Annotated in this window: 9 protein-coding genes and 2 pseudogenes; 6 read left to right on the forward strand and 5 right to left on the reverse strand. The window is 65.1% G+C overall.

What is annotated here, in order from left to right:
• Positions 1-1,276 precede the first annotated feature (1,276 nt).
• The 3 genes from BJ970_RS35285 to BJ970_RS35295 all read right to left on the reverse strand — a co-directional run bounded on the left by BJ970_RS35285 (position 1,277) and on the right by BJ970_RS35295 (position 3,395).
• A complete protein-coding gene (locus BJ970_RS35285; RefSeq protein WP_184722017.1) occupies positions 1,277-1,621 on the reverse strand; it encodes a helix-turn-helix domain-containing protein in 345 nt (114 codons plus the stop codon).
• The gene (locus BJ970_RS35290; protein ID WP_221466988.1) at positions 1,621-2,667 is read right to left on the reverse strand and encodes a tyrosine-type recombinase/integrase; all 1,047 of its coding nucleotides are present in this window, start codon (positions 2,665-2,667) and stop codon (positions 1,621-1,623) included. The genes BJ970_RS35285 and BJ970_RS35290 overlap by 1 nt, the downstream gene beginning before the upstream one ends.
• Before the next feature lie 404 nt (positions 2,668-3,071).
• A complete protein-coding gene (locus BJ970_RS35295) occupies positions 3,072-3,395 on the reverse strand; it encodes a hypothetical protein (RefSeq protein WP_184732260.1) in 324 nt (107 codons plus the stop codon).
• A 369-nt stretch (positions 3,396-3,764) separates the two neighbouring features.
• Between BJ970_RS35295 and metG the strand changes: the two genes are divergently transcribed.
• Positions 3,765-5,279, forward strand: a complete 1,515-nt coding sequence (gene metG, locus BJ970_RS35300; protein WP_184732262.1) for a methionine--tRNA ligase — start codon at positions 3,765-3,767, stop codon at positions 5,277-5,279.
• Between the two features lie 126 nt (positions 5,280-5,405).
• Here the strand turns inward: metG and BJ970_RS35305 are convergent, their stop codons facing one another.
• Positions 5,406-15,272, reverse strand: a complete 9,867-nt coding sequence (locus BJ970_RS35305; protein ID WP_184732263.1) for a WXG100-like domain-containing protein — start codon at positions 15,270-15,272, stop codon at positions 5,406-5,408.
• A 731-nt stretch (positions 15,273-16,003) separates the two neighbouring features.
• Between BJ970_RS35305 and BJ970_RS35310 the strand changes: the two genes are divergently transcribed.
• The 5 genes and pseudogenes from BJ970_RS35310 (at position 16,004) to BJ970_RS35320 (ending at position 18,327) form a co-directional block, all read left to right on the forward strand.
• Positions 16,004-16,351 carry a hypothetical protein gene (locus BJ970_RS35310; RefSeq protein WP_221468397.1) on the forward strand — a complete coding sequence of 116 codons (348 nt, stop codon included), beginning with the start codon at positions 16,004-16,006 and terminating at the stop codon, positions 16,349-16,351.
• Between the two features lie 1,278 nt (positions 16,352-17,629).
• Positions 17,630-17,818: pseudogene (locus BJ970_RS37435) on the forward strand (Scr1 family TA system antitoxin-like transcriptional regulator); the annotation flags it as partial.
• The gene (locus tag BJ970_RS35315) at positions 17,796-17,969 is read left to right on the forward strand and encodes a DUF397 domain-containing protein (RefSeq protein ID WP_184732264.1); all 174 of its coding nucleotides are present in this window, start codon (positions 17,796-17,798) and stop codon (positions 17,967-17,969) included. The pseudogene BJ970_RS37435 and the gene BJ970_RS35315, both read left to right, overlap by 23 nt.
• A 21-nt stretch (positions 17,970-17,990) precedes the next feature.
• Positions 17,991-18,176: pseudogene (locus BJ970_RS37440) on the forward strand (transcriptional regulator); the annotation flags it as partial.
• On the forward strand, positions 18,136-18,327 hold the full coding sequence (locus tag BJ970_RS35320) for a DUF397 domain-containing protein (RefSeq protein WP_221468398.1): 192 nt from the start codon (positions 18,136-18,138) through the stop codon (positions 18,325-18,327). The pseudogene BJ970_RS37440 and the gene BJ970_RS35320, both read left to right, overlap by 41 nt.
• A 103-nt stretch (positions 18,328-18,430) precedes the next feature.
• Here BJ970_RS35320 and BJ970_RS35325 read toward each other — a convergent pair whose 3' ends face one another.
• On the reverse strand, positions 18,431-23,350 hold the full coding sequence (locus BJ970_RS35325; RefSeq protein WP_184732268.1) for a DUF8616 domain-containing protein: 4,920 nt from the start codon (positions 23,348-23,350) through the stop codon (positions 18,431-18,433).
• Positions 23,351-23,527 lie beyond the last annotated feature (177 nt).

The raw sequence follows: 23,527 nt of genomic DNA on the forward strand, positions 1-23,527 counted from the left end.
AGTGATGTCAGCTCGGAACGGATCGTGCCGGTTTCGTTGCTGAGCAAATGGCGTAGGCGCTGGTCGAGGATGCATCGTTGGCAGGGTTGCTGGCTGAGCTGCCATGTGGTGCGGCAGACCGGGCAGCGGTCCCAGAACTCGGGGTCGGGGTTGGTGCATTGGGCGCACAACGGCTGCTGCATGGTGCCTCCGCGCACCGGCGCGGTGTTGCCGCAGCCGGTGCAGGTCGCCCAGCGTTGTTTGCAGCGCAGGCACCATGGTTGCCCGGTGGCCCGGGAGATGTCACATGGTGCTGTGCGCCCGCAGAGCGCGCACGTGGTTGCGGACCTGGGCCGGCAGACACTGCAACGCGGGCCGTCGGGTTGGCGGACGGAGACGGGCTTGTGGCGTCCGCACTCGACGCAATTTTCCCAGGTGGTACGGTCTTTGACCCAGCAGGTGTGACACAGGGGTGCGTTTTGATCGTCGCGGGCGGCAGGCGTTCGCACGGCGCCGCAGCGGGCGCAGGGCAGTGCTGTGGTTCGGGCGAAGCAGCTGCGACAGAGCCGCTGGCCGTTGCGCACCTTGACGAGTGGCTTGATCTGCTGGCATTGCGGACAGGCTGGCTTGATCACGTTCGTAGCGCCTGCTTGAACGAGCTCGTCGACGAACCGCAGTACCCCTGGAGTGGGCGCGTTGTGACCGGCCCCGGTCAGCAGGGTCGGCTGGGCGAGCACGGCCCAGACCACTCGTCGTTGCTCGGCTGGGCGCTTCGCGGCGGCGCTGAGCGCCGCGCGAACGATGTCCGCCTCGAGTGCTGGATCCAGTTCGGTGACAAGTTCGGTGAGATCTGCCAGCGAGTCCTCTGCAGTGTCAGGGCAGCGGGAGCAGCGAGGCCTGCCGTGACGATCCCGGCCGGCGACGGGGCGTCGCTGGCCGCAACCTGCGCAGGTGGTGCGTGTGTCCGAACAGGACGAACATCTCCATTGCCGACCGCTGACTCGACGACGAGTCTGTCCGCATACACCGCAGTGAGGAAGGGAAATCTCCTGGGCGCCAGCGTCGTGCAGTGCTACCAGCATCCTGGCCACGCAGTAGGGCGCCGGTGGCCGGCCTGTGCGCAACACCGATGGATCGTCACGGAGAGCCCGGGCCAGGCGTCGTTGACTCGTTCGCTCGCGAACAACGGAGCACACAGCTTGCCGGATAGCCGCCGCATCCATGCGGGGTTCGATGGTGTTGATCAGCTCGACGATCAGCCCGATGGGGTCGGGCAGCACCTCGTGGTCGGTGTTGGTCACTGGTCCACCGCAGTGATCCGGGCCCTCTTCGGCCTCAACAAGCCGACACCTTCACCAGCCGAGGTGCCGCCTGCAGCGGCCTTTCTAGGTTTCCTTGCGGTTTCGCCCGTGGCGGCGGGCTCGATGAGGTCCTCCATTGAGCAGTCCAGGATGTCCAGCAAGGCCATCAGAACTTTCAGGCTCAGGCGTTCGGGCCGTTCGGTGACCAACCGGTAGACCTGGCTCGACGACAGGGTGATCCCGCATTCGGCCAGCAGCGGGATCAGATCGGTGGTGGAAAACATGCCTCGATCTGCCATGACCCGGCGCAGGTGCCATCGGTAGTCCAATTTCTGCTCCATCAACGCCCCTTCCCATACGGTGCGGTTGGCTCCAGCGCTGGCGCGATAGCGTTACGCAGTGCGGTGTTCATGAAGTCATCGCTGACGTGTGTGTAGATCGCCGTCGAGCTGTCACACTCGTGTCCTACTTGGACTTGGATGAACCTGCGGTCCACCCCCTCCTCGGTCAGATGCGTTACATACGAGTGGCGAAGACTATGGGGTGTAAGGATTTTCGGCAGTTTCAACGCGTCCCGATAAGATTCGAATCGTGCGTTGATCTCCGCTGGCTTGATCCGCCCACCGCGCTCTGTCACCCACAGCGCCGGGTGATCGGCGCAGCCGAAGCGGGGCCGGATGTTCTCCACATAGTCGGCCACCGCCTCCACCGCCCAACTCATCACTGAGGCCACGTTGCGCCGCCGCGGCGGCTGACCGCGCTTGGCCTTGCCATAGCGGACATGCAGCATCCCGAACCGGCCGAACTCCGGCGCTGCCGGATTGCGACCCCAGTCCACCACATCCAGTTTCGACGCCTCCGTCCGCCGCAGGCCCCAGGCGTAAATGACCTTGAACAGCGTGGCGTCCCGGTACGCCACCAGCGCGCCCTTGCGTCTCGCGCGAACAGCCCGATCGACCTGGTCGTCGGCGTAATCCAGAAACCTCTGCAACTCCTCCCGCGTAAACGGACGCGCCTCCGGGTTGCCTTCGTAGCCGTTAAGGTGTGCGATCGAGTTCCACTCGTGCACGATCGGCATCGGATGCACCCCCGGCCCGAACGCCTTCTCGCACGCATCGCCCCAGCCATACCGTGCGTTGTCGGTGATGAACTCGGTGAACAAGCGCAGGTCACATTGGTAGCCGCGGATCGTAGAGGGAGCCAGATGGTGTTCGCTGGTCAGCGTTGACGACCATTCATCCACATGAGATGGCGTCCAACGCCACGGGAACTCATTGGTATAGATCAGAAAACGGCGAACCAGCCACTCACGAGCAGCGATCGTCTCTTCCCGCAGCCCGCGAGAGGCCTGCTGGGCCCGAAACCCGCGCAGCATCGCCTCGACCATCGCATCCTCCGGTCGCAAGTGCACCACGCCGGAAACCAGCTCCAAATGCGCAGCACCCGCGAGATTCGACGGCCCCAAAACCAAGCCTCCGATCCGCCCACTTAATGAGCGGATCATGCATCAAACGGGATCGTCGAGGCAAACTGGCAGGTCACAGCACTCTCGCCCAGCGAGATGCGGTAGCCTCAGGTCAGCACGCTCACCAGGCGACCAGTGATTTGTCGCCCATCTGATGCAATTTCCGAGGGTTGCTCCAACCCTCCGCTGTGTCGATGCGCTGAAGTCCCGCCCCGGCCTCATGCAGAAGATCACCGTAGATCGTCATCGACCAGGCGGTCTTATGGATGCTGTCTGTGTTGCCCGGTACGAGGCCTTCGGGTCACTGGTCTCACCGAGCTCGGCCATCATCTGACCGCCGGATCGTCGCCGCTGCCCTGGAGGATCTCGTCAAAGCGGTCTCGCGCGCCTTGATCTAACGCCTCGTACGACTTGACGCACTCGGTGAGACGCCCAGAAATCTCCTGGGCGTCTTTGGCAAGGTTCTCGACCCCCAGAGACCAACGATTACGGAAGTCCTCAACCGTGTCAGCAAGCCGGCCGTGGCCCATCGCCGCCTTGTCGCAGTCGATGTCACTGACCTTTCGGCGGCTCACCTGCTCCAACGTCCCGGACACCCCGTCCGCCGCGTCTTTCAGCGCCGTAAGATCAACGCGGAATCCGTCTGCCACAGCATCCGATCCTCCCTGGATTCGTTCAATCCGACCGCCCCACAGACTAAACACCGGCGGCCAACCCCGGACTGGTTTCCTTATACATCACCCAATTGGGTCAAGACGCACGAGGAAGCTCGTTACTCGCTTTCCAAGTACGCCAGCCGGCTCGTCGGACGTGGCGTCGGATAGGAGCGTCATTCGGCGGCATCGTGGTGCGATCGTGTTGCGGTGGGTGTTGGCCGGGGCTCCGATGTGGACGGTGGGTGTTGAAGCGGTCAGTGTGACGGTCAGTACCGATGAAGGTGCTGGCCGTCACTGACGTCTCGGTAGTTGCCGCTACCCTGTTACTGCCCCATACGTCAACTGATACGGAGAGCGAACGTTATGCGCACGTTCATCACCACCGCCATCCCGTACGTCAACTCCAAGCCACACCTGGGGTTCGCGATGGAACTGGTGGAGACGGACGTGATGGCCCGCCACCGGCACCACCGGGGCAACGAGGTCCGGTTCTTGTCCGGCACCGATGACAACTCGCTGAAGAACGTCCAGGCCGCCGAAGCCGAAGGTGTGAGTACACAAGCGCTGGTCGATCGCAACTCACAGGCTTTCCACGACCTGCGCGGCCCCTTGCAGATCAGCTTTGACGACTTCATCCGCACCAGCTCAGACCCCAGGCATCGGCCTGGCGTGGCACGCCTGTGGCGGGCCGCCAACGCCAACGGAGACCTGTACCGCCAACACTACGAGGGCCTGTACTGCGTCGGCTGCGAACAGTTCTACACCGAAGCGGAACTGGTCGACGGCAACTGCCCCGAGCACCTGAAGCCGCCGCAACTGGTCAGCGAGGAAAACTGGTTCTTCAGACTCTCCCGGTACGAAGACCAACTCCGGGAATTGATCGAGTCCGGCAACCTGCGGATCGAGCCGGAATCCCGCCGCAACGAGGTACTGAGCTTCATCCGGCAGGGACTCCAGGACTTCTCCGTATCCCGGTCCGTCGAACGGGCACGCGGCTGGGGCATCTCGGTCCCCGACGACCCCACGCAGGTCATTTACGTCTGGTTCGACGCTCTGATCAACTACATCACCGCCCTCGGCTTCGGCGACCCGGAGTCGGCCGACTACCGGCAATGGTGGGTCGACGGGGACGAGGTCATCCACGTCATCGGCAAGGGCATCGTGCGATTCCACGCCGTGTACTGGCCCGCCATGCTGCTGTCGGCAGGACAGCCCGTGCCGCGCACAATCTTCGTGCACGACTACCTCACGGTGGACGGCAAGAAGCTCGGCAAGAGTCTCGGCAACGCCGTAGACCCCGTGGCACTGGTCAACACCTACGGTGCCGATGCCCTGCGCTGGTGGCTGATCCGCGACGTGCCCCGCGTCGGCGATGCGGACTTCACCCTCGAACGGATGATCAAGGGCTACCACGAAGACCTCGCCAACGGCCTCGGCAACCTCGTTAACCGCACCGTCAGCATGATCCAGAAGTACCGGGGCAGCACGGTGCCCACTGTGGACACTGTCCCGGACAACACACTGACCAAGGCATGCGCCAACGTCGCAGACAAGGTCGATACCGCGATGGACCGCTTCGACTTCCGCAGCGCTACCGCAGCCATCTGGGAAATCGTCGACGAGGCCAACCGCTACGTGGTCGAAAACGCCCCTTGGCACCTGGCCAAAGCCGAAAAGCACAACGACCCCGACGCCACCACACGCCTAGACGAAGTCCTCGCGACCCTCGTGCACGCCGGGCGAGTCGTAGCGGACGAGCTAACCCCGTTCCTGCCCGAAGCAGCACAACGAGTCGCAGCCCAGCTCGGCAACGGCAGCAACGAACTGGCCAAGCCGACGCCACTCTTCCCCCGCATCGAAGAACCGGACAACGCCTGACGTGACCACCACGGCCGTCCAACAAGGAGCTGCGGCGCTTCCCCAAGCCACCGCGATGTGGGGAAGCGCCGCACCGTAGGAACTGCAAGGCAATCCGCGACACCAAGAACGCGCTCATCGCCAAGATCAGCGAAAGCCAGCTGCGCTCTCAAACGCCGACGCCTCCGGAGTTGAACCACCGCCCTCACGCGACCTGAACTCCCTAAGCCGCGCACCACCCCACGACTTACCCTTTCCGAACTTCTTCCCCAACGACGCACCAGAATGGGACTCACCCGCATCACGAGCACGGCGCAGTTCCGCCCACACTTCCTCCACCTCCCGCTGCGCCACCTCGGCCCGACTCACGCCCCCATCCATCGCCCTGAACTCCTTAAGCCGCATACGACCCCACGTCTTACCCTTTGCGAACTTCTTCCCCAACGACGCACCGGTGTGGGGCTCACCGGCCTCGTCAGCGCGACGCACCTCCGCCCACACCTCCTCCAACTCCACCTCCCGCTGCGCCCCCTCGGCCCGACTCGCGCCCCCATCCATCGCGCTGAACTCCTTAAGCCGCGCAAGACCCCACGACCTACTTTTTCCGAACTTCTTCCCCAACGACAGACTGGTGTGGGGCTCACCCGCCTCGTCAGCGCGACGCACCTCCGCCCACACCTCATCCCGCCCCGCCGCATCCGCCCGACTCACATCCCCCTCAGCCGCCCTGAACGCCAAAAGCTGCATATAGCCCCACGACCTACTTTTTCCGAACTTCGCCCCCAACGACAAGTCGGTGTGAGGTTCACCCGCATCACGAGCACGACGCATCTCCTCCCACACCACCTCTGCCCGCGCCCGCTCGCGTTTCGGCTTGGCCGCATCTGCCCGACTCACAACCCCCTCGTTCTTCCCCAACTCCGCAAGCAGTTCCTGACCCCACGACGCACTCTTCCCGAACTTCTTCCCCAACGACTCACCTGTGTGTGGCTCACCGGCCTCATCAGCACGGCGCACCTCTACCCATGCCTCCTCCCGCTCCTGCCTCGCCGACTCCGCCCGACTCACACCCCCCTCCCGCTCCCTGAACTCCGCAAGCCGCGCAACACCCCACGACGCGCCCTTCCCGAACACCTCCGCCAACGACACACCGGTGTGTGGCTCACCGGCCTCATCAGCACGGCGCACCTCCTCCCAAGCCTCCTCCCGCTCCCGCCTCGCCGACTCCGCCCGACTCACACCCCCCTCCCGCTCCCTGAACTCCTTAAGCCGCACGCAACCCCACGCCAGACTCTTCCCGAACTTCTTCCCCAACGACTCACCGGTGTGTGGCTCACCGGCCTCATCAGCACGACGCAACTCCGCCCACACCCGCTCCAACTCCGCCTCCCGCTCCCGCCTCGCCAACTCCGCCCGACCCACACCCCCCTCCCGCTCCCTGAACTCCGCAAGCCGGCGCAAACCCCAAGACCAGCTCTTCCCGAACGCCTCCGCCAACGACACACCGCTGTGGGGCTCACCGGCCTCATCAGCACGACGCAACTCCGCCCACACCCGCTCCAACTCCGCCTCCCGCTCCCGCCTCGCCAACTCCGCCCGACCCACACCCCCCTCCCGCTCCCTGAACTCCGCAAGCCGGCGCAAACCCCAAGACCAGCTCTTCCCGAACGCCTCCGCCAACGACACACCGCTGTGGGGCTCACCGGCCTCATCAGCACGGCGCACCTCCGCCCAAGCCGCCTCCCACTCCAGCCTCGCCGACTCCGACCGACTCACACCCCCCTCGCTCTCCCTGAACTCCGCAAGCCGCAGCGCACCCCAGGCCGCGCTCATACCGAACTTGGCCCCCAACGACTCACCGGTGTGTGGCTCACCGGCCTCATCAGCACGACGCAGCTCCGCCGGCACCTGCTCCAACACCGCCTCCTGCCTCGCCACATCCACCCGACCACGACGACGGGACGGCCTCCCAGACTCAGCGCCCTCATCACCCGAGCCATCAACACGCGCCCGCTTGCCCCCACTACGGCCATCCACCCCAGAACCACCCACACCCCCAACCGAAGACAACCCACCCGAATCATCCCCAAATCCTTCAGCCACAACCACATCCGCATCCGCCCCCGACAAACCCCCCGCTAGCACATCATCCCCGCGACCGTCCCGAACCTCATCCCACCCAAGACCCAACGACTGCCCGGCGCTCAACGAGTCAAAAGACCACGCCTCCGGATCGCCAACGAAAGACAAGCCACCCAGATCGTCCGCAAACCCTTCAGCCGCAGCCACATCCGCGCCCGTCACCGGAAGGCCCGCCGCCAGCACATCATCCGTTCGACCAGCCGGAAACTCCTCCCACCCAAAACCCGACGGCTGCCCAACATTCGACGATTCCCCCAACCACGACCCCATACCGACCGCCGACTCAGCCCATTCCAGCAAGGCACGCTCCAGTCCAGACTCGAACGGATCAACCTCCACCAGACCGCCCACCGAATCAACAGCCGACCGCGAATCCGCAACGCCCGACGGAGAATTCTCGACACCATCCGGCGACCCCGCTCCGGCGCGAATAGCCAACCCCGAACCCTTCGAACCCAACGTGACCGCCAACTCCCGCGAAAACCGCAACGCCTCAGCACGACCGAACTCGCGAACCCTCTCCCCAACCCGCTCCACCACCCCATCCAACGCACCCTCACGCGCCAGCCGCACTACATCATGCGTTCCCCGCACAATCCCCACCGCAACGTCACGCCAACCCAACGCCCCCCTCCCGACCTCCCCCTGAGCACTCGACTCAGCCACGGCTGGATCTGCCCCGGACAACTCAGAAGGCATCCCAGACCGCTCATCCGCAACCACATCCGCTGCCAACACGCCTCCGGCCTGCATACCACTCCCAAACCCCAACGCCTCCGGAGTTGAACCACCGCCCTCATGCGACCTGAACTCCGCAAGCCGCTGCGTACCCCAAGACCTGCTCTTTCCGAACACCCTCCCCAACGACGCACCGGAGTGGGACTCACCCGCATCACGAGCACGGCGCAGTTCCGCCCACACTTCCTCGACCTCCCGCTGCGCCACCTCGGCCCGACTCGCGCCCCCCTCCATCGCCCTGAACTCCTTAAGCCGCGCATGACCCCACCACTTACCCTTTCCGAACTTCTTCCCCAACGACGCACCGGAGTGGGGCTCACCCGCCTCGTCAGCACGACGCACCTCCGCCCACACCTCCTCCGACTCCACCACCCGCTCCGCCGCGTTCGTGCGATTCACATCCCCTTCGCTCACCTGGAAGCTCAGAAGCTGCCTACTGCCCCACGTCCCACTCTTGCCGAACTTCTCCGCCAACGACACGCCCGTGTGGGGCTCACCCGCATCACGAGCACGACGCACCTCCGCCCACACCGCCTCCAACCCCACTTCCCGCTTCGTCGCATCCGTACGACTCAGGTCCTCCTCGGCCGCTCTGAACGCCGCAAGCCGCGTATAGCCCCACGACTTACTCTTTCCGAACTTCTCCGCCAACGACACGTCGGTGTGGGGCTGACCTGCGTCACGAGCACGACGCACCTCCTCCCACACCACCTCCGCCTGCACCCGCGCCCGTTGCGGCTTGGCCGTATCCGCCGGACTCACAACCCCCTCACTCTTCCCCAACTCCGCAAGCCGCTCATAACCCCACGACGCACTCTTCCCGAACTTCTTCCCCAATGACGCAGCGCTGTGAGGCTCGCCGGCCTCATCAGCACGACGCAACTCCGCCAACGCCGCCTTCCGCTCCCGCCTCAGCACATCACCCCGGCTCGTCATCCCCTCGTTCACGCTGAACTCCTTAAGCCGCGCGCAACCCCACCTCACCCCCTTCCCGAACTTCTTCCCCAGCGACTCACCGGTGTGGGGCTCGCCGGCCTCATCAGCACGGCGCACCTCCGCCAACGCCGCCTCCCGCTCCCGCCTCGCCACATCCGCCCGACTCACACCCCCCTCCTGCTCCCTGAACACCGAAAGCCGCTGCCTACCCCACGCCGCGCCCTTCCCGAACGCCGTCCCCAACGACACACCGGTGTGCGACTCACCCGCCTCATCAGCACGACGCAACTCCGCCCACACCCGCTCCAACTCCGCCTCCCGCTCCCGCCTCGCCAACTCCGGTCGACTCATAACCCGCTCCCGTTCCCTAAGCTCCGCAAGCCGCCGCGAACCCCAAGACCCGCTCTTCCTGAACGCTTTCGCCAGCGACTCACCGGTGTGGGGCTCACCCGCCTCGTCGGCGCGGCGCACCTCCGCCCAGGCCGCCTCCCGCTGCCGCTTCGCCGGATCCGCCGGACTCACATCCCCCTCCCGCTCCCTGAACTCCGCAAGCCGTTGCCTACCCGAGGCCGCGCCCTTCCCGAACGCCGTCCCCAACGACACACCGGTGTGCGACTCACTCTCCTCATCAGCACGACGCAACTCCGCCCACACCTCCTCCAACACCGCCTCCCGCCTCGCCACATCCGCCCGACGCGCACGACGACGGGACGGCCTCCCCGACTCGGCACCCTCATCACCCGAGCCATCAACATGAGCCCGCTTGCCCCCACTACGGCCATCCACCCCAGAACCACCCACACCCCCAACCGAAGACAACCCACCCGAATCATCCCCAAACCATTCAGCCGCAACCACATCCGCGCCCGTCACCGGAAGGTCCGCCGCCAGCACATCATCCGTTCGACCAGCCGGAAACTCATCCCACCCAAAACCCGACGGCTGCCCAACATTCGACGATTCCCCCAACCACGACCCCATACCGACCGCCGACTCAGCCCATTCCAGCAAGGCACGCTCCAGCCAAGACTCCAACGGATCAACCTCCACCAGACCGCCCACCTGCTCATCGGCAGCTTCCTGCGAATCAACAATGCCAGCAGGGGAATTCTCGGCACCTTCCGGTGACTCCGGCCCCGCTCCGGCGCGAATAGCCAACCCCGAACCCTGCGAACCCAACGTGACCGCCAACTCCCGCGAAAACCGCAACGCCTCAACACGACCGAAATCACGAACCCGCTCCGCAACCCGGTCCACCACCCCATCCAAAGACCCCGCACGCGCCAGCCGCACCACATCATGCGTCCCCCCCACAATCCCCACCGCAACATCACGCCAACCCAACGCCCCCCTCGCAGGCTCCCCCTGGACACTCGACCCAGCCACAGCCACATCCGCCGAGGACAGCTCGGAAGCCGCCCCGGACCACTCAACCGCATCCACCCCTGCGCTCGGCTCACCCCCGACCGCACTCCCACCCACATGCCGCCCCGGCCGCTCGGCCCGCACCCGCTCCACCAACACCGCAGCCTGCGCCACCCGACTACGCAAGCCCACCACATCCACACCCTCCAACTCACCCCGTTCCAACCGCGCCCACCAATCCTCAACCCGCGCACGCAACCCAGGCCGATACCCCTCCGGCGCACCAACCAACAACCCCCGCAACGAACCCACCAACCCCACCAACTCCGAAACCAACCCCAACCGCTCAGCCTCAACCACATCCACACCCTCCGCCGGCACCTCCTCCCCAGACCCCGCCGTCTCTAGGGCTGAACCAGCACTCTCCATCCTCCTGAACTCCGCGAGCCGCATACAGCCCCACGACTTAGCCTTTCCGAACTTCTTCCCCAATGACTGGCCGGTCTGGGGCTCACCCGCCTCCTCAGCGCGACGCACCTCGGCCCACACCTTCTCCAACTCCACATCCCGCGCCCGGGTCATAACGCCCACCGTCCTCCTGAACTCCGCAAGCCGCGCATAACCCCACGCCTTGTTCCTCTCGAACACTTCCGCCAACGTCGCGGCGGTGTGCGGCTCACCCGCGTCTTCGGCGCGACGCAGCTCCGCCCACACCGGCTCCAGCTCCACCTCCCGTTTCCGCTTCGCCGCAGTCGCCCGGCCCTCTCCCCCTTCCTGCTCCCTGAACACCCCAAGCGACTTGGTGCCCCATCCCGCGCTCTTGCCGAACGCTGCCGCCAACGACCGACCTGTGTGCGGCTCACCCGCCTCGCCAGCACGACGCACCTCCGCCCACACCGGCTCCAGCTCCACCTCCCGCTTCCGCTTCGCCACATCCACCCGGCGCTCTCCCCCTTCCCGCTTCCTGAATTCCTTGAGCCGCCAGTGACCCCACGACTTACTCTTCCCGAACACCTCCGCCAACGTCGCGGCGGTGTGGGGCTCACCCTCCTCGCCAGCACGACGCACCTCCGCCCACACCGGCTCCAAATCCACCCTCCGCCTGCGCTTCATCACATCAGCCCGGGGCGTACCGGACTCCGCATCGTCATCACCCGAGTCAGCAACCCGACTCCGCTTGCGCCCACTACTTTCGACCACCGCAGCCGACCCACTCACATCCCCAGCAGACGACGACAACCCATCCGAATCATCCGCAAACCACTCAGCCGCAACGCCATCCGCGCCCGCGCCCGCCGCACCCCCGGTCGGCACGTCCGCTTCGGGCAGATCATCGGGTTGACCGTCCGGAAGCTCATGTCCCCCAAAGCCAAACGTCTGCCCAACCCCGGGCTGATCGGCCCACCACGAGCCGAGATCGTCGGCCGATTCAGCCCACTCCAGCAAAGCGCGGCCCGGCTCAGACGCCAACGGATCAAACTTCACCAAGCCATGCATCATCTCGCCAGGCGCCAGCGAATCAGTTATGCCCGCATAGGAATTCTCGGCACCATCCGGTGAATCCGACCCCGCCGCGGCGTGCACGGCCAGCGAGTCGCCCTCCGTACCAAGCCAGGCCGCCAATTCCCGGGAGAACTGGTATGCCTGAACAGAGCCGTGTGCCAGCCGCCTCGCCGCCACCAGCTCGACCACCTCGGCAACCGAAACAATCTTGTGACCGGCCAGTTTCGTGACATCATGCGTGTGCTGCACCAGCAACGACGCCGGGTCACGCGGCCCAGCAACCGCCCGCGCCCGGTCGACCTCCCGCCGCAAATCCCGCACCGACCACTGCGCCACACTCACCGGCACGGTCGTCCCCGCCGCACCTCCCTCGGCCACAGCCGTGTCCACCACCGACACCGGCTCCGCATCCGGCAGCTCCCGCGCCGCCACTTCCGCCGAGACCGGGCCACCTGGGCCCGCGCCCCCCTCGACAACACGCTCCGGTGCCTCGATCCGCCCCCACCTGTCCACCGGCCGAGGACGCGACCCATCCGCAGCGAACCGCATCCACCGAAGACCACGACCACGCACCGGCACCAACGCAACAACGTCGCGACCCAAATCCCGCGCCACACCAGACGCCTGCCCCGACAACACCACCACACCAGAGCCCGACCCATCTCCGGACGCCACAACCACCGGACCCCCAGCCGATTCCGCCACCCGACTTCGCAGGAAATCCGCGACCCCGCCACCGGAAATCACCCCCGGAGGAACCTGCACCCGCACCGCATCCGAGGGCAACTTCAACGAATCCAACGCCTCCGCCACGGCACCGCCCGGCCGAGGCGAATCCCCGTACCCGGCCGCCACATCAACACCGGAAGATCCACTGTGGCCGATCGTTTCGCCTCGCGACGACTCCCGCCCCAGAGGCGGCTGGCCGTCTGTTTCCACAGGGTGCGGAATCTCAATGGTCGTCGAGGGACCGCTCGTCGGCAAGGCGGAATCCGAGGTCACGCCAGAAGCCGCAGAAGACGCCGCCGATGGCTCGCTCGCCGACGAATCAACAACCGGCGCACTCACCTGCGGCCTGGAAGCCTCACCAGGAGGCACGTATTGGTCGCTCGTTTGAGCGCCCCACGGCTCCCTCCCCACAAACGGAATGCCGTCCGGATTCACCTGACCGCGCGGATGGCTGGGCGCGGAGGACGCGAGGTCCGGCGATGCACCAGCAGCGGGAGATGTGCTGGCAAAGGTGCCCCGCACAGCTGGCGCAAGCTCATTTCGTTGCGCGCGGTCCACGAACGCACCAAGACTGTCCACACCAGACAATTGAGCGACGCCTTGACTGTCGCGAGAAGCCGCAGTGACCACCGGCGGTGTACCCTCACCGATCTGCCCATCCGTACTCTCGGTCGCGTACGCCGGTGGCGGTGTACTGTGCCCGACCTGCTCAACGTCTGCCATCGCAGGCGAATACGCCGGTGGTGGTGTAGCCGGTCGGACTAGCTCGGCATAAGGCGTTGCGGTCGAGTACGCCGGCGGCGGTGTACCGTGCAAGTCTTCACCCGGCATCACCCCCGCGCCAACGGTCCCAAACCTTCGTGCCAGCAGGAAGTCCTTGGATGTCTCCCTGATCGCGGTCTTGTCTTCCTCGGCCACTCGAAGACCACCGTGCACCGTTGCATCGGCGGCCGTCGACTCGTCCTGGACGTCCCGGTGACCAGTCACGTCCGCACCATGCGACGGTTCCCCAGAATCCGACGCCACGCCCCCCTGCGCCGGATGACCGGCAATAGCCGCGATGGAGACACCCGTCACCCCGGAGCCGTCCCGGTGCTCGCTCCCCGAACCATCTGCCAGCTCAACACCCGGACGCGACATTGCCGCGGCCGGCACCCCATCCTTGCCCGCAGCCGTTCCGCCTGCCCCACCCCGCACCAGATTCTTGCCCGCAGCAGCCTCGCCTTCCCCACCCAGCACCACACCCTCGCCTCCAGCCCTCTCGCTTTTGCCTTCGACTGACCCGTTTTCGCCATCCGGCACCCCGCCCACGTCTCCAGCCGCCCCGGTCTTACCACCCGCCATCCCAACCGCGCGAACACGAGAACCACCGGACCAACCGCCCTGAACCACACGAGAAACCACCGAATCCGGACCAGAGAGAACAGAGCCCACACCAGACACACCATCGGCAGCCGAGAACCCGTTCCCGTCAACGGTTTTCAGCTCGGAATCCTCATCCACCAAAAGAGTCATTTCATCACTGGCGGACTGGTCGCGATAGCGGGTGCCCGGCGGTATCAGCTGGCCCCGCAACACCAGACCCGTTAATCTCCCCGCGCCAGAGGCCACCGACTCCGACACCCCTGCGGTGAAAGAGAAGGGATTCCACTGCGCCCCCTGACCACTCAGCGCCCCATACCCCGCCTCGCCGAACATCTCGGTCAAGCCCTCTTCCAGCGACTCCCCTAGCCAGTGACCGAATCGGGCCGCCCACATCGCCCGCACCGACATCCCCGTGAAATCGTCCAAGCTCTTCGACACCACATCAGCAAAGCGCGCCATCGACGACAACGGATACTGATCCGCATGCTCCTCCACAGCATTTTTCGCCGCCGCCGCCAACACCTCAGCATCGATCTCATCACCCAAACCACGCACTAGAACCTTGGTGATCGCGTTGGCCACCACATTGCCCAAGGCCGACAGCGGCACCGCCAGCAACGCACTGAACGAGCCCACCCCCACCGCCATCGTCGTCAACTGCCCATCCCACTTCTTCCGCGTTCCCAACGCGAACTGCGCACCCTGCGCCCCCATCTCCACCGCCACCTGCAACCCGATCCCCACCACCTGAGCCACCGCCAACCGCACGAACAACTGCCCCCACCACCGCGATAACAGGAACCGCATCACCGCAAACCGCGCCGCCAGCCACGCCATACTCGCCCCCGCCGTCAACCCCGCCATCGACACCGCCCACGCCACCTCCCCCAACAGCAACAACAACCCACCCACCGTCACAAACTTCAAATACTGCACCTGCAACGCCAAATTCCGAACAAACCCCGCCAACTCCCGCAACCCCACACCACCCGCCTCCAAAACCGGAACAAACCCCGCCAACCGCTCCGCAAACCGATCCGCCGCCTTCCCCGAAAACCCACCCCGCACCCGACCCTTCACATCCCCCACGACAGCTCCTAACGTCTCCACCGTCGCCGCACCCGACTCCAACCGCTCCGCCACCACGAACAACGCATCCTCATCCGCATCCGTCATATCCTCACCCGTCAACACCTGAAAAAGCCGCCTCACCTCCTCCGGCACCACAATCGACACCCACACCACCCACTCAGAAAACGTCGGAACCCAGCAAACTTATGAACCACCCAACCACCCCACGCACTGCCGCCCGCGCCGCACCCCACCAACGCGGTGACACACCCAAGATCAGCGGCCGAACGACTCCAGCCAACCCGCACACCAGCGTCATCAACGAGCCCATGACAAAACCACGTGTCCTACACACCTCAGCACACCGGGTGGTGGACTCGGACCGCCATCGGCTGACCACCTGACCAGGCAAACTTCCACGCAAGTTCGTCAGCAGCGATTTCCCACGACAGTCGGGACGCGCAGCCGGAATCACCCTGCGAGCAGCAGACAACCGCAACACACCGATCGCTCGATCACGAGAACAGGGTTCTCATCCCTGCGCATCACACGGTCCCCGTCGGTGTTACGAAACCAAGCGTGAGCCCTCTCGAAGAGGTCGATCACGCCCCGTCCACCGCCCAACTCTCACGACACCATCGCCCACACTAGTATGAGACCCAGCCGCCAAGAGTGAAAGCGGCTTGCCTGGATACGCCCCACGATGTGCCCGCCCGCGCCCGCCTTCAAGCCGAGAAACCCTCCGCAGGTCAGAGCCGCGGAGTGGCCCACGAGCCAGCCCAGCAATCCAACTGCCGGATACTCACCACCACTAAAATCAAGAACCTCGACCGAACCACAATCGAGATAAAGACGCCAGACGAAAACAAAGTTAAAGTGCATATCAACAGGGAAGAATGGACTTCGCAGTGATCGAGGAACTACGAAAAGAACTTATCGACGCGATCGAAGATGACTGGGTTTATTTCTCCGAACTCAAGACCATGATTCGCGACATCACAGGCTCGGCAGACGACCTGCTAAGAAAAGCCGGAGAAGCCGCGGCCCAACTCGTCAAGGACCGCGCCGTGTTCCCAGGAACCCTCACGGAAGCGGAGGGCTTCACACCCTGGCCGACCGGTCCCGACGAATCGGCCAAGCGCATTGAACAAGAAGTGGCCGACCTGATCGCCAACGGCACCGAGCCTGAAATGGGAGATCTGTGCTGGTTCGATCTGCCTGCCGATGCCCCGCAGCTGCGGTAGGGGCTCCGCCGGTTCTCGGAACGCGCTGGTACAACGGTTTTTCTCAGGGGCAGATCATGACACCGGGTGGCGGAGGAAACATGAATGTTACTCCTCGGGTCGGCACGGAAGTTGAACACCTCCCCTCACCGCACGTGATTGCCAGGGCTGAAACCTGCACCCTGGCCGATCCAGAGGCTTACGAGAGCGCAGGTCTGATCAATCGGCCACGCGAGAGGTGTTGCGAACGGGCCGGTGCCAGGTCGGGGGGCACCGGTAACTGAGTGCCCGGCACCGGCCCGCGTCTAGAGCCGCTCCAATCCGCGTTGGACACGGCGGAGGAGCCGCCATCGACGAGAACGCTCTTTCAGGCCCACCTTGACTTTCCTGACATCGCAGTAGCAGTCAGAGCAGGCGCAATGCCACCGTGTGAGAACTGCGGCATACGTCTCGGCTTGCACGGCCGACCAACGGTGGAGACCCTTCAAGCAGTCAGCACACGGAATGGGCTCGAACATGTCGGTGATCTCTGCGGCGGAGAGGCACGACCCAATGTTCATGGGGAAACCTCCCGTCGCGTTCGTCTCGTTCGCCTGGAGTGAGGTCCAGCCTTGAACCTGCTTCGTTCACTGCGTGCCTCCCGTGGACTTCATGAGGTCCAGGTAGCCCCTGATACCGCGCACGACTTCATCAAGACCTGCGGCAAGTTCGTGCAGCTCTGTTACCGCGCAAGGACTGTGGTCGAGTTTGTTGCGGACTGACCTGATCGCTTGCTCAGCCTTTTGGAGCACGAACGTCAGGTGTGACTGAGCCGAGTAGGCCGGATGGCCGCTGATGGGTGACACGGCACCAACTCGGCTTGATTGTCCACTTTGGAAGCGCCTATGTCTGCGACCTGATCGACGTTTCGGATGGCACGCAACACGCATGCCTCGCACGGGGCCCCGGTGCCCTCCGAGCACTCGTCCATCTGACTGCGCCTGAAGGTCTGTTGGCACAGCGACGTGATCGTGTGCTCATCGGCCGATAGCTGGTAGTGCAGAACACGCAGCGACTCTCCGACGACGCCCGCCTTGTACCGGAAGCATCGGACGTCGCTACTCTCGTGCGCCCGTTTGGGCGGTCCCTTCGGTGCGCCAGCAACGATGTCGTGGCAAAACATGATGCCTCCCAGGTGAGCGTTGACCCGCCAAGTACGCTTTTGCAGTAACGGTTGATCAGTCCAAGCAAAAGATTGGGTGATGTTGAAATGACATCGCAACTGCTCTAAACGGGTGATGCTGCCCGTACTCAGACGCGCCGCCTTTCGTGCACTTCGAACACTATAGTTCGGCCGCGTTCGTTACTGATTCCGACGATATCGGCGCGTACCGCAAGGCACTTGACATGATTGGCGAATACGCACTGAGTCCGAATGAGTCAATTGAGCTGATAGCGGAAGCTATAGTTAAGGAGCATCAGAAAGATGGACCGGAAATATTGGATTAAGAGCACATACAGCAACGTAAACGGTAATTGTATCGAATTAGCAGTCACCCTTGACCATATCCGGGACTCCAAAGATCCGCACGGTCCAGCACTGAGGGGAGACGTCGCCACTTTCGTTCGTGCCGTGAAGACTGGTCGTTTCGATCAGTGACGCAAGGGTGCCCCCCGTACGGCATACCGGGGGCACCCTTACAGTTCCGGCGCATTCGTTACAAACTCCGACGACATCGAGGCGTATCGAACCACAGTCGAAATGATCAATCGGCATGCTCTAAGTCCTGCCCATTCGAAACGGTTTATCACACAAATTATTGAAGATGAATGGAGTAAACCAGGTGATCAGGCGACGTTGGCGTAAAAGCAGTTACAGCAATCCTAACGGAGACTGCGTCGAACTGACCAGTACGTTAGATCAGCTTCGGGACTCTAAAGACCCGGATGGCCCGACGCTGAAAGTGGACGTGGTCGCGTTCATCGGCGCCGTGCAGGCTGGCCGCTTCGACCGCTGACCATTGTGTCGGGGGTTGAGAACGTTTTGGCTTGGCTTTTTTGCCTAAGATTGGGGCATCGCGGCGCCTGAGCGCCTTGCGGGTCCGAGGAGCGCCCGGGTCGTCAGCCGCGGCCGTGCCGTTGGCGGCCGAGAAGCGGTGATGAGCCTAGCGAAGCGGAATCCGCTTCTTCTTGGGTCAGCAACGCGTCGTCGCGCGTCTCTTCGTCGGACCACCGGTCCTGTTCCAAGCCTTGCTCCCACCAGCCGTCCAGGTCCTGGTGGTCGTCCCACTCGTGCTCCTCGATCTCCGCTTGCAGCCGCGACACCTCGGCTTCGATTCGCGCGAGCGGTTGCGATGCTTCCGGGCCCGACCCCCCGATCACGGCGGATCTGGTTTCCAGCAGCGCACTCCGCAGTCGCTGAGCGCGGCTGCTGAATTGTTGGAGGTTCGAGTCCGCGGTGATGTCCTCCAGGCAGTGAGCCGCCACGTCCCAACGCCTCGCAACCGCCCAAATGCCGCGTAAATCGTGCAGCGTCAGGGAGTCCAGACCACGCGACCGCCGAGTCTCCCCCACCAACCGCACCAGGTAACCCACACTGTCCGCAGACACGATGGTCGAGCCGTTGATGTCCCGGATCACGCGGCGCAGCTGCGTCATCCCAACGCGGGAATGCTGGTTGTCGATTTGGTGAGCCAGCCACGCCAAATCCCGCACCTGCCCCAGGTCAGGCCCTTCCGGATGCAACTGCTGCGCCAGCCGCATGACCGGGAGCAGTCGGCCGCCGCCCACCCATTCCGCGCCGATCTCAGCAACGACGGAACGGTAACCGCCCAAGGCGATGACCGAGTCCATCAGCCGCACGATGCCTCGAACCTCGCCGTCTGACACCTCTTCGTAGGACCGTGGCCCCGTCCGGGTGTTGAATCCCGGGTCCGGCAGGTCGGCAAGCAGACGCCGAACGTCACCGACCGTCCGCCGGTAGAAGTCAGCACCGTCGCGATCGCCGGTGAATCCAGCCTCGATCAGGGTCCGCACCCGTTGCAACTGCGGCACATCCGGCGTCGACCGCCGGCCGTCGGCGCCCACATCCGTTGTCAGCAGCGCCAGTTCCGCCACGTTCACCAGGGTCTGCCGGAAATCGTCCGGTAAACCGTCATCGCCGCCCAACCCGACCGCCCGCGCCAATTCCTCCCAGCCGTCACCGCCGTCCTGGGCGAAGCCTCGCGCAAGCCGTTCCACCAGTCCATCGCCGAGGAGCGGATCAGCCAGGTGACGCAGGGTCTCCGCTCCCCTCCGGGTGGTCAACGCCACCTCGTCCAAAACCCGTTCCTGCACCGGACGATCATCGTCGAAATCGCCTGCGGGCAACGATGGTTCCGGCCGCGGCGCGCGCAAATGCATCGGAGTCGCCAGCCCCAAACCAGCTGGCGTTGCCTGCCGGAGCGCGAACGCATACGCCTCATGCACCACCGGTTGATCCGCGCCGGGCAATCGCTCCACCCAACGCCCGGTCGGCGGCATCACCGGCACCAAGCGGCCATCCACGACGGCGGCAGCGGTCACCAACGCCGCGGCACCGCCGGTACCCGGGCCGATCCAGGTCAGCCCGTTCTCCCCGTGACGCACCCGAACCCGCAGCAATTCCCCCAATTCTTGGGCGAAATCCGCCGACACCGCGCAACTGAACAACCAGATCGACGCCCCGCGATCCGCCTTCCAGCCTGGGGACCGTCGAATCAGGCCGGCCAAGACCCGCGGGTTCACCGACCTGCCATCGGACACCACACCACCACGGTGATCGCCACGCGCCACCACCACGAGCCGCCCGCTCCGGTGCGGAATTCGCCGCGCGGCGGCATAGAGGAGATCGTCATCAGAAAGCCCCGACCGCACGAACAACCCCGCGGGGATCGCACGCGGCTCCTGCCGCACCACGCTCAGGAAAGCGCCGGCGAGACCGTGTAGATCGACCGCATCATCTTGCGCAGCGACGCCGGAACCGCCCCCAGCACCGGTCCGGTCCGCCAGATCATCGGCGATATCCCGCACGGGAGAGTTGTTCGGCACTCTGGGGACGCCGTCGAAAAGCTCTGACATTCGGGTGCGGCCAGCCCGCGTACTCCGCAGACGCGGCCGGTGGTCAGTCGTCTCCGATGCCACCTCGGCCGCGAGGGAATCCAGCCGCACCCGTATCTCTTCCAACCGCCGCACCAGCGGACCGTCCTGCACGGCCCAAGGAATACCGGTGAAGTCCCGATAGGGCGTGGCCTCACCCATCGCCACCCGCAGTTCAGGTCGGTAAGCGTCCGGCTGAGCGGCCAAATGTGCCGCGATTCGATCGTAGCTGTGCCACAACCCGGTAAGCGTCGAATTGACCCGATCCGCCATCCACTCCGGACCAAGATCCCGCAACGTCACAAACCTGTGCGGCAACGTGACCAGCCATGCCGCAAGGGATCGAACATCCTCATTGGACACGCTCGCGGCTTCCCTCAGGTCAAGGGCCTCCCACACTACGCCGCGCAACTGCGCCAGTGCCACCCCGCTGGTATCACCCGATTCCGAAACAGCCTCCGCCAACGCACCCGTCACCTGCCGGGCGTAGTGCAGGTGTTCCGCCTGCAGATCGGCGGGACTCAAGACGTTTGCGAGTACCGCCGCCAGCGCACTGAGACGGACGACACGACGTCGGTCAGCGTTGCTGAGCTCGCCCTGCCGATCCACCCCGACCGCCTCACGCCCGAACCGCTCCACCAGCTCATCGGCCAGCAGCAGCGGACCGACGGCCTCGAAGGTCACGTGCGCCGCCCGGACCTCCTCTGTCAGCGTTCGAGCCGGCGCGCGGAGTTGTTCCAGCTGATCCGCCAGCGGCGCATCCGCCGGACGCCAGGGTCTGGTGGGTGCCTCGACCACCCTCGCGATGTCGGCGGCCCGTGCCCGAAGATCCTGCCGGTACCAGTCCGGCAACGGCGCGAGGTCCGCCGTCACGTGTTCATCGGCTTCCCGCAACTCCGCCAGCGCGCTCAAAGCGCGACGAGCCACCGCGTAGCGCTCCAGGTTCCATGCGTGCCGCAGTCCTTCCCACGTCACCTCCTGTCCCGTGTGCGTCTCCGACATCACCAACCGCGCAAAATGGTGCAAATCGCCCTCGGTCACCGGATGTTGGCCGGGTGGCTCGAACTGGTCCGCCCACCGACGAAGCAACGCACGCAGAACCTCGGCTAGCCCCGCTTCGTCCATGCCACGCATGTCCAGATCAAGCGAGTCTTCCAAGTCCGCACGCAATCGGCTCAGTCCCGGCCAACGCCGATCGGAGTCGCTGGCAGCCTGTCGCAACTGATCCAGCGTCGGCCGATCACCGAACATGGCCGCCGCCAACGGCGCAAGGCTCGTCAACCGCGCCCAATCGGCATGCACGTCCCCCGAATCCACCCCCACCGCTCGGGCTACGGCACGCCCGCCGCCGTGCTCCCGCAGCAACGCCCGAAGCGCGTCGTGACCCGGCCCACCGGTCTCATTCCGGGCGTCCCTCATCTCCTCCAGCAACCACTGGCCATCGATGGCGAGATCTTCCAACCGCTCCGCCCGGCGGTGATCGGACGGACGCCAAGGATTCGTGAGCTCCGCCGTGACGACGGCGCGCAACGCGCCTTCTCGGCCCAGAAAATCCGGACGCCGCGCTCGAAGCCACACACTGTGTGCGACCACTCGGTCAAAGCAAACCCCGAGTCTGCGCGCCGCTACGATCCCCCGACGTTGCAGCTCCGCCGCATCAGCGCGCCAACCGCTGCGCAAGGCGTCAAAGGTAACCGGACGCCGAGAGGTTTTCACGCGTTCGGCGAGATCCGCCAGGTGCCGCACGTCTTCGTCAGATACCGGGCGTTCGTCGTCTGGCGCGAAGTCCCGCAGCATCCGCCGCAAGTCGTCCACCGTCACGTTGTTGCCGATATCCGGATACTGCCGTCGAAGCGCGTCAGCCAGCCGACGAGCATTACGCAGATCGCCGAGAATGGGCCGCGTGCCCGGGTCGGCCAATTCCAAGGCCAACCGGGCGACGCCCTCCAGTCGCTGCTCGTAGTCACGCACCCAGCGCGATCCGAATCGCCGGGAGCCTCGCTCCTGGTGGTGCACACCGATGAGATCCGCCAGCCGCGACGAACCTCCGGCCAAGGAAGCGTACCAATCCACCAACCGACGCGCGTGTGCCGCGCGGTCGTCATCAGCCGCGCCCGATGCCACGTCGCTGCCCTCGGCGTCCGCACCGCCGTCGGTGAGCTCCGCGGGGTACTCCTCCGGGGCCGGTCCGTCCGAACTGAACCAGGATGATGCGCCATCAGAGCCGTCATCCGCCGGATCGTCGCCATCGCTGGTCTCATCCCCCACTGCGGAACTTCCCGATTCGGGTCCCTCCGAACCCGCCGACGACAGCGCTACGCCCTCGGCCGAGTGGACGGATTCGGCGAGCGCCGCAGACGCGTCGGAGCGACGAGACTGAGCGGAGTTCGGAGTCGCGGCACCGGATGGACCACCCGATGAAGCCACGTCATCGATATCGCCGTCGACGGGCATATGAGCCGGACGCCGGACCTCGCCGCTCGCGACACCACCATCCGTAGGAGAACCGCTCTGCCTCGCGCGGGTAGCACTAGGCCAGGACAGACGGCGCCGGGAGTCGCTACCTGCCGGTCTCGCGCCCAGTCTCGGCGATTCGGCCGAGTCGGAGTGGGCACTTGCACCGCCGACCGCATCGTCGTCGCCCGACACCCGCAACCGATCGAGCCGCGTCCGCAACTGATCCCACTCATCCTCCGACACGGCGCCATCGACATCGGCCCGCTCGGCTTCACCCGCCGTGCCGCGCACGCCATCCGGCCGCGCCGAACCCGCATCGCCGGGCCCCGGCAGGAACCCATCCTCCTCCAGAGCACGCCCCGCACCCGCACGCACACTCAGGTTCGCGGTCATCAACCCGTAAAGTTTGTTGAGCAAGGCATCGATAGCCGCCACATCGTCCCGATCCCACAACAGTTGATGCGCCATCACACGCTGATATGCGGGATATTCCCCAAGGACAATGCCAAGGCGGTCCTTCGCCTCCGCCAGCAAACCGTCGATAACCGCATCCCCATACAGACGGCGCCCGTGCGTCAATGCCTCGGTCGCCGCACTGTCCAATTCCGCCAGTTCACGCGCGGCATCATTAGCCATGGAGGGCCC

Origin of the sequence: Saccharopolyspora phatthalungensis, from assembly GCF_014203395.1 — a bacterium.
GTDB classification, from domain to species: domain Bacteria; phylum Actinomycetota; class Actinomycetes; order Mycobacteriales; family Pseudonocardiaceae; genus Saccharopolyspora; species Saccharopolyspora phatthalungensis.